The following is a 13,537-nucleotide window of genomic DNA, read 5'->3' on the forward strand; positions in this document are numbered from 1 at the left end:
TCACATCAGTTTTTGATAGCGAATTCTTCTTTTGTTCTTCCTTGTGCTACCAGCGCCACCAGCCAACGCGGCGTCAAGCCACGGCCACTCCATGTTTCGCCATTGGGGCCCCGGTATTTTGCAGCCACGACCGCGGCGCCCTTCTCGGCTTTCTTTTTGACTTTGGTGTCTGCGCTTTTCGCCGCGGCTGTTTTGGACCTGCCCTTTGCTCCGCGCGCCTTGCCGGGCTGCAAATCTTTCAAAGAAATGCCAAATGCCTGCATTTTGGCAAGAATATCCTGCACGGTTTTATCAAATTCCCTGGCCTTGATTTCGCTGGCCTGCTTCTGCAGCTTCTCAATCTGACTTTGAATCTCGATCAAATTACTCATGCCAAACACCTTATTATTGAAAATAGAACCCCTGAGCAAACTGCATTCTTTGCAGATTGAATTTTAATTATTTTAATGAGTCACATTATCTCTTCGCAACACCTTCAAACCGGTCAAAAATATGATTTTGGTGTCCAGAAAGAGGGATTTATTTTGCAAGTATTCAATATCCAGCGCCACCTTTTGTGGAATCGGCAGTTCATCACGGCCATTGATCTGAGCCCAACCAGTCAGGCCAGGCAGCAGCTTGTGGACCCCGCTGCTGGTGCGCAATTCAATCAAATCGTGCTGATTGAACAGAGCCGGCCGGGGACCGACAAAGCTCATGTCCCCTTTGATAATGCTCCATAACTGGGGCAATTCATCCAGGCTGCTCTTGCGCAAAAAACTGCCAATGGGCGTGAGGTACCTGTCGGGATCGCTCAATAGATGAGTGGCAACGGCGGGCGTGCCTACCTGCATGCTACGGAACTTGGGCATTTTGAAAATCTTGTTGTCGCGCCCCACCCGGTCGGACCAATACAGGATTGGACCTCTGGAGGTCAAGCGCACCAATATCCCAACCAGTAATACAGGTATCAGCAGGGGAATACCCGCCAAGGCCGCCAGCAATAGGTCAAATGCTCTTTTCATGGTTTTTGCATTCCTACTACTGCCCCACGCAAGCCCTCGTCCACCGAAATGGGAGGCAACCAGCCCAACAGGCTGCGCGCCTTGGAAATATCCACCTGCAGATCGCCGCACAGTCGCTGCACCGCGTCGCTTTTGCCCAGCAGGGACGCCCCCCCCACCCGTAAAACCCACACAGCCACGGGGACCAAGCGTTCTGGCACCCTTGCCGCACGCGCCAGGCCCAGCACCAACTCGGTAGTCTTATGCAGCGCCCCCAACGACAAGGACCAGCCAAGCTGCACGGCGCGCATGTGGGCCGCAACGTTGGCCTTGACGCCGGGGACATACACCAAGGGTGGGCCGATGACGCCCACCTTCATGCCGGTTTGTGCGGCAATTTCGCGCAAACCTTGCTCAGCCTCTATCTTGGACACTTCGTAGGGATCAAGTGGCACCGGAATGTCATCCGCAGAAAAAGGCATTTCCAACTTCGTGGCTTCGCCGTTGACCTTGATGGAGCTGATGAAGACAAATCGCAGCACGCGGGCTGCTGCAGCCTGTCGCGCCAAATCCAGTGTCCCATGAACATTGATACGACGAAATTCAGCCAAGGAATCTATAGCGGTGTCATCCATCACGTGCACAGTGCGGACGCCATTTGGCATCGGCACCTCGCCGCGACGACCGCAGGCGCACGTTTCAACTTCTTCGTGGATCAGTTTGACGACCCAAACGGCACCCGCAATCCCCATAGCCAGAATCATGACTCCCCCCGGGATACCGAAGGCGATAGCCCCTCAACCTTCAGTTTCTCAAGCCATCCCTCAAGCCGGTCGATCAATGTATCGCGATCAAATTCACGAGCACTTACATTCAACCCGTTTCTACCCATTGCTTCCCGTTCTTGATTGCTCATTTCAGAAAGCTTGAGTACAGCAGCTGCTAAACCAAGATGATCTCCAGCGGCACATGCCAGGCCCGCATTAGAGGTTTTCACCACCTCCGCGCCTTCGCCATTCAACATGGCCACGACAGGGATGCCGGCCGCCAGATACGACTGAAGCTTGCCCGGAATCGTCATGGAAAAAATAGGCTCGTCCTTTAAGCTGACCAATAAGGCATTGGCATGCTTGAAAAACGAAGGCATCCGCTCTACTGGATGCCGCCCCAACATAAGAACGCAATTCTGCAAGTTACGGCGCTTGATTTCATCGGCAACCCAACGCGCCATCCGCCCATCGCCAACGATCAGCCACCGAATATGTGCGTGTGACTTCAAGCTTTCTGTCGCCGCCAAAATCGCAGGGAAATCCTGGGCATCGCCAATGTTCCCGGCAAACATCACATTGAAACTCCCGGTCTTCAATGGCACCTCGTCTGCCGCAACGGTATGTTGCATGTCAAAAACCGATTCAGCCCAACTCGGAAAATATGCAACACGACTGCTTTTACCGGCATACTGCTGAATCAGCGGGATGAAACTTTTCGACTGCGTCAGAATCAAGTCGCAGCGCTTGTAGATGAAGGCCACGAGTTTTCCAACCGCCTGTAAGAGCGCAGAGGAGCGCACAACGCCAAGAGCCTGCAAGGTCTCCGGCCACAAATCGAGCACCCAAAATGCCAGGGGCACTCGCTTGACAGCACGCATCAGGGCAGCAGGGATGCCCACCGTGACAGGTGATAGTTGATAAGCAAAGATCACATCGAACTGACGGCCGCGCAATTTCCAAAGGCCCACGACCGATGCACTGACTGCAAAGGTCAGGTAATTCAACATCAAGCGTAGTCCACCTTGACCCCTTGGTATCAGCGGTACTCGAATGACTTCGGCGCCTTCGTAATGTGAATAACGGGCAGGATCCGAGAGGAATTTCTCAAAAACCTTGCCGTCTGGATAGTTCGGAAGACCAGTCAGAACCGTCACATGGTGGCCGCGCCGAACCAACTCAGCGACCAAATCATTGATCCTGAAGTTCTCAGGCCAAAAATACTGCGAAACGACAAGCAAACGCATGAATCTTTCGCTCAGTATTTCTTCCAGACCACACGGTTCACGTAGTCGGTGTAGCTGTGGATGATCCGCAGCACCTTGTCCGACACATTCGGCATACTGTAGTCACCCACTTGGCGGATGCCGTGCGGGTCCGTCCGATCGTCTCCGCGCGGCTGTTTGGCCAGAATGGCAAGCCCCTGGCGTACGCGCTCCACCTCCAGCCCTACCATCATCACAGCGGCTTCTTCCATGCCCTCGGGGCGCTCGTGCGCCTCGCGCAGGTTAAGCGCCGGAAAGTTCAGGATCGACGACTCTTCGTTGATGGTGCCGCTGTCTGACAGCACCGCGCGAGCCGCGAGTTGCAGCTTCACGTAATCATGAAAACCGAGTGGCTTGAGCAACCGTACCTGCGGGTGAAAGCGCGAGCCCGTGGCATCAATGCGCTTTTGGGTACGCGGGTGAGTGGACACGATCACCGGCAGATTGTGATCTTCGGCCACTGCGTTCAGCACCTCCACCAGCTTGGCAAACGTCTGCGGCGAATCTATGTTTTCTTCGCGGTGCGCACTGACAACAAAGTAGGCACCCGCCTGCAATTCCAACCGATTCAGCACGTCGGACGCCTCAATACGAGGCCGATAGTGCGTCAGCACCTCAAACATTGGGCTGCCAGTCTTGATGACCAGATCAGGTGGCAAGCCTTCGCGCAGCAGGTATTCGCGGGCGATGGTGCTGTAGGTAAGATTCACATCAGCGGTATGGTCCACGATGCGGCGGTTGGTTTCCTCGGGTACACGCTGGTCAAAACAGCGATTGCCCGCCTCCATGTGGAAGATGGGAATCTTGCGTCGCTTGGCAGGAATCACCGACAGGCAACTGTTGGTATCTCCCAATACCAGCATGGCTTCAGGCTGCACCTCGGCCAGCACCTGGTCCACCCCGATGATGAGGTTGCCAATGGTGTGGGCAGCGCCAGTGCTGCCTTCTGCACTGTTCAAAAAATGATCCGGCTTGCGAACACCGAGATCATCAAAGAACACCTGGTTCAGTTCGTAGTCGTAATTCTGGCCGGTATGTACAAGCACATGGTCGCAATGTTCATCCAACCGCGCCAGCACCCGTGACAGTCGAATGATTTCGGGCCGCGTGCCAACCACGGACATGACTTTGAGTTTTTTCATATTTCTGGAAGGTAGGTAGCCGCACCAGCTTAAAGCGGGCAGGTAAAGGTGTCGGGCCGAGCACGGTCAAACACCTCGTTGGCCCAAAGCATGACGATCATCTCGTCGGTGCCGATATTGGTAATGTCGTGTGTCCAACCGGGCACGGTTTCCACAATCTCGGGCTTGTCGCCGCAGGTCACCAGCGCATGCTCCTGGCCGGTCTGCATGTGGCGAAACTTGAAGCGCCCCTGCCCCTTGATCACCAGAAACTTCTCGGTCTTGCTGTGGTGGTAATGGCCGCCCCGAGTAATGCCCGGGTGCGCCGTGAAGTATGAAAACTGCCCGGCGTCGGGCGTCTTGAGCATTTCCACAAACACGCCACGCGGGTCGCCATGCTGCGGCACAGTGTAGGTGAATGACTCCACCGGCAGATAGCTCACGTAGGTGGCATACAGCGCCCGCACCAGCCCTGTGCCCACACGCTCGGTCATCAGCGTGTCGCGGCTGTCCTTGAAGGCCTGAATCTGCCGCGCCAGTTCGCCCACCGTAGTGGTGTACTGCGGCTCCACAGTGGCAAAGCCATCGGCATCCACGGCTGCATTAGCGCCATCCATCAGTTGCACAAAGCGCTCAACCACATCATCCACATACACCAGCTTGACCGGCGCGGCCGGATCGTTAACCTGGATCGGTAGGCCGCGCGCAATGTTGTGGCAAAACGTGGCCACTGCTGAATTGTAGTTGGGCTTGCACCATTTTCCGAACACATTGGGCAGCCTGAAGATGTGTACAGGCAGCTGGTGGCTATGCGCGGCTGCCTGCAACGCGTCCTCGGCTCCGCGCTTGCTCTGGCCATAGGGGTTATCGCGCCCCGCTTGGGCGGAGGATGTGTAAACGATGGGTACCGACTTACCTGTCGCCTCAGCCACCGCGCCGACCGCCTGGCACATCGCCTGCGTCAAATCCACGTTGCCCGACACAAACTCCCGCGGATCCTGAGGACGGTTGACGCCAGCCAAGTGAAACACAAAGTCCACGCCCCCCAGCAATGCGGGCAATTGGGTCGCGTCATCGTTCCGGGTAAAGCACACCACTTGCACGTCCTTGCGCTCGGCCAGGTGCAACTGCAGGTTTTTGCCAACGAAGCCATTGGCCCCGGTGATCAGCACTTTCATCGATTTAGTCCTCTGCCAAAACGTGCTCGCCGCTTGCAATGCGCTGCATGAAGTCCAGCTTCAGCAGCAATGCCTTCATGCCCTCCACATCCAGCCGGGTGGTGTTGTGGGAGTGGTACTCCTCGCTATGGGAACTTTGCGTCAGACGAGCCTCGCCTTGCTCCACAAATTTGGCGTAATTCAAATCGCGCCCATCCGGCGGCACGCGAAAATAGTCGCCACGGTCTTCAGCGCAAGCCATTTCCTCGCGACTCAACAGCGCTTCATACAGCTTTTCGCCATGGCGGGTGCCGATATTGCGTACTTCATGGTCAGGCTTGCCCATCAGCGCCAGCACGGCCTGGGTCAGCACCTCCACCGTAGCCGCCGGCGCCTTTTGCACAAAAATGTCGCCGTTGTTGCCGTGCTCAAACGCATACAGAACCAGTTCCACCGCATCGTCAAGCGTCATCATGAAACGGGTCATGGTCGGGTCAGTCACGGTAATGGGCGTGCCCGCCAGCACTTGCTCTACAAACAGAGGAATCACCGAGCCGCGCGACGCCATCACGTTGCCATAGCGCGTACCGCAAATGACTGTGTTTGTGCCTTCCAGGTTGCGGCTAGCCGCGACCATGACCTTCTCCATCATCGCCTTGCTGATACCCATTGCGTTGATCGGATAAACCGCCTTGTCCGTACTAAGGCATACGACACGCTTGACACCAGCACTGACCGCCGCCTCCAGGACATTCTCGGTACCTAGCACATTGGTACGCACCGCCTGCATGGGGTGGAATTCACAGGAGGGCACTTGTTTGAGTGCGGCTGCGTGAAATACATGGTCGACCCCCCGCATGGCCCCGGCTACGCTGCGCGCATCTCGCACATCGCCAATATAGAACTGGAGCTTGGCACTGTTGTAGCGCTTACGCATGTCGTCTTGCTTTTTTTCATCCCGACTGAAAATTCGAATCTCATCGATATCTGTATCCAAGAATCGCTTAAGAACAGCATTACCAAAAGAGCCTGTTCCACCAGTAATCAACAATTTCTTTCCATTAAACACAAACACCTCCACATCTCAGTTTCTTGAAAAGGCTCTTCTTCCGAAAAGTCTTCGCCCATAAACACTACCAAACCAAAGCAATGTCATAAAAAAGAAGGCCGAGAAAGTTTCCAGATACCCGAAAACTTGATTATTTGCAGGCGTAAATATAATAAATACGGCAAACAAAGGCAGCAAAAATTTGGAATACAAGTTATTTTCATCTAAAAGACTTCTCCATAGTTTTGCAAGATAGAAGCCCATTATGAAGTTCCATACCGCAACACCAAGAAAATGAACGTCATTTGCAATATGACTGTAAAGTGAGTGCCACTGTGCCGTCTCACCCCAAACCGCATCTATTTTATGCTGATAAGTATATTGTGAAAGATCATATCCAGTCGCCCATTCAATCTGCCTTGTTAAGAACTGAGAATTCCCAAAGCCAAGCGTACTAGTAAAATCCACATTAAGCGATTGAGAAAATCCATAATAGCCCTGCACAATATAATTGGAAAGCCAAACGTAAACATAAGACAAAAAGGATTCTTCGTCCATATTTCGATATGCATAATCTAATTTTATATGTCCAAGTGGGGAAGTTGACTCAACATAACTTGGGTCACCCCCTCGACCCAGCATCGCCGTACCAAAGAACCAAAGAGCCGCACCAAAAAACATAAAAATAATCACAATGAAAAATCTTCTGCTCTTGAAATTAAATCTTCCCTCATTATAAAAACAAGCGACAAAATAAAGAATAAGCGAAGATCCATAGAGAATTACAAAATCAAATAGCGGTTTATTTGTTCCTGTAGAAATTCCCGACAAGACAGGCAAAAAAGTTACCGTCAGTGCGACGACTCTATCGACAATTGTAAGCTTCTCCCAATAAAAAATTACAACTGGAATCAATATTATCTTTGTAAAGGCTATAAAAAAATTGAATATATTTAACAATTTACTGCCAGAATAGCCCTCCAAGCGCTCAATCTTTAAAATGTATTGCTCCTCACTTTTAAGCAAGCCTGTCGTTATATCCGAAATAAAATCAACCGGAATAAGGCTATCGGACATCGTAATATTTTTATGCCCAATTAAAAAAGCGAGGAATGCAGCCAAAATCAGAACTCTAATTTTTAAGGAGCTTGACTCCTTAAACTTATTATCAGATTTAATCCTATTTTTAAAAGGTATCGCAGCAAGAACGTAACCTAGAACCATGCTGATGTGGTACAAGACAATGTAGAACCAGAAAGCTAGCGGATCATCCAAATGATATTCAATTGGACCAAAACTAAAAATCAATAAAGTAGATATTAGATAAATTTCCGCAAGAATTATGGGGCCTAAATATTTAATACTATTATTCATGATAATTTCAAATCAATTTCAAAACAGACTGTCGACCGTCGAACTCCATGGCAACAAATCTACAGATCTCAAAAAAGATTAAATATTGTAATTTCTTGCGTTCAACGCCATGAGATCATAGTGACTTTGGTGTTTATCTAATTGTTTATCGAATTTCTTGACCTTGTTCAATATAAAAATAATGTTCTTCAGGACACCGAATCCATACAAATAAAAACTTAAGTTAAACGCCTTCTTCAAATACCTATTTCCCAAGTTGTAACAAAACAATCTGTTGCGCAAAAGTAGCTTCCCGAAAATATTTGACTCAGATTTAATTAGGTAATTAAAAATATCAACCTTATCCCGGTTGAATTGAGAGTTTTTTACGAGGTATGTTGAATTCGCCGTTCTTCTATAGTAAACAAAAATCTTTTCCACTTGAACAAATTTTAGCGGTTTATATATTTCAGCCATTTTTATTTGCAAAGGATAATCTTCAGTTACTGAATATTGATTGACGAAGTTAATTATGTCTTTATTTAATAAAGCAGATGCTGTATAAAAAATACTAGGACTGTTGAAGAAATTAATTCTTTGCAACCTCACCAGGTATGGAGAATTTTTATAAATGATATTTGTGGCAAATAAATTAAATAGATCAAATTGCGTGTCGACAATAGTGCCATTGATCAAATTAAGTGGTAAGCCGGAAAGAATGTGATTGCCATATATTTTTTTGGCCTCGAAAAATAAATTTTCATAGGAGTAAACATCATCACCCGCAGTAAGCTTACAGTAATCAGTGGCGAGATTTTCAAGCGCAAGGGTTAAGTTCTTACATGTTCCTCTGTTTGTGCCATCGGATAATACTGTTATTCGTCTAAATAAATATGAATTTTTTTCAACCCAAAATTTAGTCAATGCGACTGTATCGTCGCGTGAAGCATCATCTGCAACAATAATGTCAACAGCAATGCCATTGCCGTAATTATCAATAAGATATTTTATGCTCTCCAAATGCTCCAGAATATAATTTGAATGATTATAAGTAAGAACGACAAATGTAAAATTATTAATAATAGTCATGCGCTGAATTTCTTCTTTATAATTCTATAAATGTATAAAAATACGCCGAACCTTATCATTTTAAAACCAAGTAGAAAAAATTGCATTTTCCACAATAGTGATCTTTTGTTAATTTGCTGAAGATCATCCGCTAGACCACGTTTATTTATGTCAACTTGCAAATTGTATTTTTGTACCAAGGGCAAAATAACTTTGCCAACCCACTTCCCTCTGTAGATGGCGCCACCCATAGCGTAGTTATAAGGGTAGATATCTTCGTGCTCTTTTCTTGCGCAATAAAACAAGTCTGTGCTGTTATAGGTACGATAGCTACCGAAAAATTCCCACGCCCATGGATTGTCGTTATCTTCTATAAATTCCAATAACTTTTCTCGCCGCCAAATAGCCGGCGCCGAGTTTAATTTATAGTCACCTCTTCTTGGTATTAACTCAAAACCTTCAAAACGATTATCATTGAAATTTTCATTTACTGGGATGTTGGAGAAATAGAAAACAGCAATATCGGGATTGTCATTAAGCCATTTTATGCAATTACTTATCTTTTCTTGATCAACACGGCCTTCCAAAATAAAATCATCATAAAGCATTAGCACGAATTTGGATTCACATGCACTTAATGTTTGCTTAAGCCTCAATCCCCATATATCTTTACCATTTTTTGAATTGAAATTGTGGATTTGTACATCGATGTTATTTGGAATTTTTTGTTTTCGCTCTGTATTTAGAACTACTTTATATTTGCATTCAGGCCAGTGTTCTTGGAATGCACAAAAAAATAATTCCCAAACATCTTCGTATGCATCACATGTATTAACTACGATAATATTATCTATCATGCCACTGTTTCATTTAGGAAGAAGGGTACGCCCTCCGTCAACAGCAGCGGCGTAGATAGGGGCGGTCCTGCTTCAGTCAATATTTTTTCCCTGATTTTCCAAATACTTTATTTCTAATTGACCGAACGCATGTAGAAGTGATAGCAAGAAAGACAATGCCAACAATTGCTGTTTTTACTGTCACCAGTATTCTGGGCTCACTCATATCAATATAAATCACTTTCTTCATCAAATATGACAGCACACCTATACAAAATAGTATCGGAAATAGATCTTTGGTCAACCATTTCAAGTGAAAGCCGGGGACAAGCTTCCTATGGACAACCGCAGTCCATCCTAAAAACCAAATTGCACTGAATACAAACCAAAGCTGACCGGCCCCAAGTGCGCCATATTTCATCGTTACAAAATATATTAGTGGAAGCTGTATCACAAGTGACAATGTCGAGCCAATTACATACAACCTAAGTGTGCCGAATGCATTCTGTAAATAGTACTGGAAAGTTCCCAATACAAAAATGCCAGACCCTAATGCATACCAAAAAAGTATTTCATGCCCCCAAACAAATGCCTTTTTATCTCCAGTAAGAGAATAAAGAATTTCTTGAGAGTAAATGCTAATCAACACTGCCGATGAAAATGTGACCCACGTCACTATCTGTGTCATATTGACGTATACAGAAATCATCTCTTTCAGATTGCGTTTAGAAACCAGCATTGTCATTCTTGGAAGAAAAGCCAAAAATACAGGAGTGGATAGGCTTATTACAGCACCTGTTATTAACGTAATCAAACTAAAATATCCAAACTCCTCCAACGACAAAGAACCCGACAGAAGCAATTTATCGAATTGGGTGATTGTTATTAAAATAGCAGATGTGTAGGTTATGCTTAACGTAAAAGGAATTATTTCCTTAAAGATACTCCAGTCAATCTTAAGCCATGTTATCGAGATATCAGATGGGGGCAGGTTGTAATAAAACCGCCTGCCAAGCAGTGCTGCTTCCAATATGCCAATTACAAACTGATACTCAAAGAAGCGCCGGATATCACTTGAGATATATACCAATATAAAAAAAGAACCAATGTATTTCAAGCTATTGATAGCGACTCCGGCCTTATTAATCCAGATTTGATCCTCAAATCCATTGATGCCACTGCGATATATTGTAGAGAAAAATCTAAGCCCAATTATTAGCCCCATAATACTGATGCAGTATGATATATCTTCGGAGCTTAATATGACAGCCTTTATCCAACTTTGCGCCAACCAATTACTGCCGAAATAGATGCCGATCACAATTCCTAAAGTCAAAACAAAAAATATGAACTCGAAACCTCTTAATAAATTATGAAGTTTTTTAAATCCATTAACTTGACCTCTGGCATAAGCAACTTGCCTACCTAATGTAGTACTCAAACCCATGTCAAGTAAGTTCAACCAATTCTGCATCACCATGAAAAAACCAACTAACCCGTAAGCTTCTGCTCCAAGATATTGCAGATAGAAGGGCGTAATGATGATCGCTACAGCGATCGTGTAACCTTGTCCAATATAGTTGGTTATTGTATTAAGTCTAATGTTAATTAGACTTTCATTGTTTTTATAGGTCACAAACTTACCTTGGTTTTATTCAATAAGGAGATAATGAATTCTTGACCATTCAATACGGTACTTTTCACAAAGTCTTGATTGCATCGCTATCGGCGTTCGTCTTCATTGAAAAAATGAAGGACTAACTGAGTGCAACGACTGAAGATCGCACGGCCTGGATCACTTGCTCAGCATCGCTCAAGCTCAACGACGGACCAATGGGTAGGCTCAGTACATCCCTATGGATATTCTCCGATATCGGAAAGCTGCCCTGCTCATATGCCAGAGCGGCGTATGCAGACTGGAGATGCGGCGGAATGGGGTAATGAATTAATGTGCCAATCCCTGCTTCGGTCAGCTTCTTCTGCAATGCCTCCCGTTGGGGGTGTTGCACCACGTACAGGTGCCAGGCGGGTTCGGCCCAGTCGGGCACAAAGGGCAGGATCAGGCCGGAACCAGTCAAGCCCAGCCGGTAACCCGCAGCAATAGCACTTCGGCGGGCGTTCCATTCGTCCAGGTGCGCCAGTTTCACGCGCAGGATAGCGGCTTGCAGTGGGTCCAACCGGCTGTTGTAGCCCTGGACCTCATTCACATATTTAACGCGTGAGCCATAGTTACGTAGCACTTGGATACGGTCAGCCAGCTGCACATCGTTAGTGGTCACCGCACCACCGTCGCCCATGGCACCGAGGTTTTTGCCAGGGTAAAAACTCCAAGCTACCACGTCGCCATGCGCGCCCAGGCGCTTGCCTTTGTAGCGTGCACCGTGCGCCTGCGCTCCGTCCTCCAACACGCGCAGACCGTGCTTGCGTGCGATGGCCAAGATGGCATCCATGTCAGCCGGCTGGCCGTACAGATGCACGGGCGAGATGACTCTAGTGCGGGGCGTGATGGCCGCCTCGATGCGGGCCGGGTCGATGTTGTAAGTGCACGCATCGGGCTCCACCGGCACTGGTGTGGCGCCACACTGGCTCACGGCCAGCCAGGTGGCGATGTAGGTGTTGCTGGGCACGATGACTTCGTCACCCGGCCCTACGTCCATGGCGCGCAGGGCCAGATGCAGGGCGTCTAGGCCGTTGGCAACGCCAACCGCGTGGGTTGCCCCGCAGTAGGTAGCGAATTCGTTTTCAAACGCTTCGACTTCCGGTCCACCGATGTAATGACCAGATGCCAGTGTTCGGGCAACTGCTGCGTCAATGTCAGCTTGCAGCTCGCGGTACGCAGCCCCCAAGTCTAGAAATGGAATGTTCATAGTTGATCCCGCCCATGCATGAATTCCGAGTAGTTGCGGTAGTAATCTTCTTCGTCGTATTTATTCGAGGCCAGCACCATACAGACGGAACCAGATGAAAAGTTGTCCAACTCGCGCCAAATCATGGGGCAGACATACAGGCCGTTGTATGAGCGACTGAGGTGCACGCGCTTTTTGTTAACGCCATCATCCAACACCACATCGAAGCTGCCCGACATGGCAATGATGAGCTGGTGCAGCCCTTTGTGAGCATGACCGCCACGCTCTGCACCGCCCGGAACGTCGTACAGGTAATAAACGCGCTGGATGTCAAAGGGGATCTGGTTGCCGCCTTCGACAAAGGTCAAGCTCCCACGGGGGTCCGAGATTTTTGGGAGTTCAATTATTTGGCAGAGGTCAATATTAAATTTCATTTGATTTCCATTGGGCTTTTCCGGTTGATTTCCCGGGCTGGATTACCCACAACCATGGCGCCAGGGGCCACGTCCTTGGTTACCACGGCACCGGCACCCACAATGGCGCCTGCGCCAATATGCACGCCCGGCAGCAACGTAGCTCCACCGCCGATGCTGGCCCCTGCTCCGATACATGTGCCGACCAGCCCGAAGTTTACGTTTCTGCTCTTGGGATGCTTGTCATTTGTAAACGTCACGTTGGGGCCAATAAAAACATCGTCTTCCACACGCAAACCGTCCCATAACTGAACGCCGCTCTTGACCGTGACGCGGTCGCCAATGACGACGTCGTTCTCAATCAGGCAATGCGAACAGATGTTGCAGTCACGGCCAATTTCTGCCCCGGGAAGCACGACAACGAATTGCCAGACGCGTGTATTTTCGCCAATGGTGGTGGACTGGACATCGGACAACCCATGAATAAATGGTGGGGACATGAAACAACTTTGAATTGGTGTGAAGAAGGTGACTATCGTGAATTAAGTACAGGCTTCTAGCTCGGATAGCATGTTTGTTTGAAAATCGATGATGTTGTCCGTGTGCTGACGATACAAAACCAACTCGTTGGACAAATGCCCGCATGTCGTCCTGCCTGCGCATTGCCAAATGAGGTTTTG

General features: G+C 48.3%; 14 protein-coding genes. All 14 read right to left on the reverse strand.

Translation table 11 applies throughout. The annotated features are described in order from the left end of the window. Positions 1 to 5: 5 nt before the first annotated feature. The 14 genes from Q7T10_RS15780 to Q7T10_RS15845 all read right to left on the reverse strand — a co-directional run bounded on the left by Q7T10_RS15780 (position 6) and on the right by Q7T10_RS15845 (position 13,357). Positions 6 to 371 carry an H-NS histone family protein gene (locus Q7T10_RS15780; protein ID WP_304750161.1) on the reverse strand — a complete coding sequence of 122 codons (366 nt, stop codon included), beginning with the start codon at positions 369 to 371 and terminating at the stop codon, positions 6 to 8. A gap of 72 nt (positions 372 to 443) precedes the next feature. Further along, complete coding sequence (locus tag Q7T10_RS15785) at positions 444 to 1,004, reverse strand: sugar transferase (protein ID WP_304750164.1); 561 nt, start codon at positions 1,002 to 1,004, stop codon at positions 444 to 446. Then, positions 1,001 to 1,747 (reverse strand): NAD-dependent epimerase/dehydratase family protein, encoded by a 747-nt coding sequence (locus Q7T10_RS15790; RefSeq protein ID WP_304750166.1) that lies wholly within the window; start codon positions 1,745 to 1,747, stop codon positions 1,001 to 1,003. Before Q7T10_RS15790 ends, Q7T10_RS15785 begins: the two co-directional genes overlap by 4 nt. Further along, complete coding sequence (locus Q7T10_RS15795) at positions 1,744 to 2,997, reverse strand: glycosyltransferase family 4 protein (RefSeq protein ID WP_304750168.1); 1,254 nt, start codon at positions 2,995 to 2,997, stop codon at positions 1,744 to 1,746. Before Q7T10_RS15795 ends, Q7T10_RS15790 begins: the two co-directional genes overlap by 4 nt. A gap of 11 nt (positions 2,998 to 3,008) precedes the next feature. Further along, complete coding sequence (gene wecB / locus Q7T10_RS15800; protein WP_304750170.1) at positions 3,009 to 4,157, reverse strand: non-hydrolyzing UDP-N-acetylglucosamine 2-epimerase; 1,149 nt, start codon at positions 4,155 to 4,157, stop codon at positions 3,009 to 3,011. A gap of 29 nt (positions 4,158 to 4,186) precedes the next feature. Continuing rightward, positions 4,187 to 5,314, reverse strand: coding sequence for a capsular polysaccharide biosynthesis protein CapF (locus Q7T10_RS15805; protein ID WP_304750172.1), 1,128 nt, complete (start codon positions 5,312 to 5,314; stop codon positions 4,187 to 4,189). Positions 5,315 to 5,318: 4 nt separating this feature from the next. Continuing rightward, entirely contained in the window at positions 5,319 to 6,362 is a 1,044-nt protein-coding gene (locus Q7T10_RS15810; protein ID WP_304750254.1) for a polysaccharide biosynthesis protein, read from the reverse strand. Positions 6,363 to 6,377: 15 nt separating this feature from the next. Next, on the reverse strand, positions 6,378 to 7,715 hold the full coding sequence (locus tag Q7T10_RS15815) for a hypothetical protein (RefSeq protein ID WP_304750174.1): 1,338 nt from the start codon (positions 7,713 to 7,715) through the stop codon (positions 6,378 to 6,380). A gap of 78 nt (positions 7,716 to 7,793) precedes the next feature. Beyond that, positions 7,794 to 8,783, reverse strand: a complete 990-nt coding sequence (locus tag Q7T10_RS15820; protein ID WP_304750176.1) for a glycosyltransferase family A protein — start codon at positions 8,781 to 8,783, stop codon at positions 7,794 to 7,796. Continuing rightward, complete coding sequence (locus tag Q7T10_RS15825; RefSeq protein ID WP_304750178.1) at positions 8,780 to 9,619, reverse strand: hypothetical protein; 840 nt, start codon at positions 9,617 to 9,619, stop codon at positions 8,780 to 8,782. The genes Q7T10_RS15820 and Q7T10_RS15825 overlap by 4 nt, the downstream gene beginning before the upstream one ends. Positions 9,620 to 9,695: 76 nt before the next feature. Continuing rightward, the gene (locus Q7T10_RS15830; RefSeq protein WP_304750180.1) at positions 9,696 to 11,234 is read right to left on the reverse strand and encodes a lipopolysaccharide biosynthesis protein; all 1,539 of its coding nucleotides are present in this window, start codon (positions 11,232 to 11,234) and stop codon (positions 9,696 to 9,698) included. Between the two features lie 121 nt (positions 11,235 to 11,355). Then, the gene (locus Q7T10_RS15835; RefSeq protein ID WP_304750182.1) at positions 11,356 to 12,465 is read right to left on the reverse strand and encodes a DegT/DnrJ/EryC1/StrS aminotransferase family protein; all 1,110 of its coding nucleotides are present in this window, start codon (positions 12,463 to 12,465) and stop codon (positions 11,356 to 11,358) included. Next, positions 12,462 to 12,878: an FdtA/QdtA family cupin domain-containing protein gene (locus Q7T10_RS15840; RefSeq protein WP_304750183.1), complete on the reverse strand. Its 417-nt coding sequence runs from the start codon at positions 12,876 to 12,878 to the stop codon at positions 12,462 to 12,464. Before Q7T10_RS15840 ends, Q7T10_RS15835 begins: the two co-directional genes overlap by 4 nt. Continuing rightward, a complete protein-coding gene (locus Q7T10_RS15845; protein ID WP_304750186.1) occupies positions 12,875 to 13,357 on the reverse strand; it encodes an acyltransferase in 483 nt (160 codons plus the stop codon). The genes Q7T10_RS15840 and Q7T10_RS15845 overlap by 4 nt, the downstream gene beginning before the upstream one ends. Positions 13,358 to 13,537: the final 180 nt, after the last annotated feature.

It is taken from the genome of Rhodoferax sp. (assembly GCF_030646845.1).
Classification (GTDB): domain Bacteria; phylum Pseudomonadota; class Gammaproteobacteria; order Burkholderiales; family Burkholderiaceae_C; genus Rhodoferax.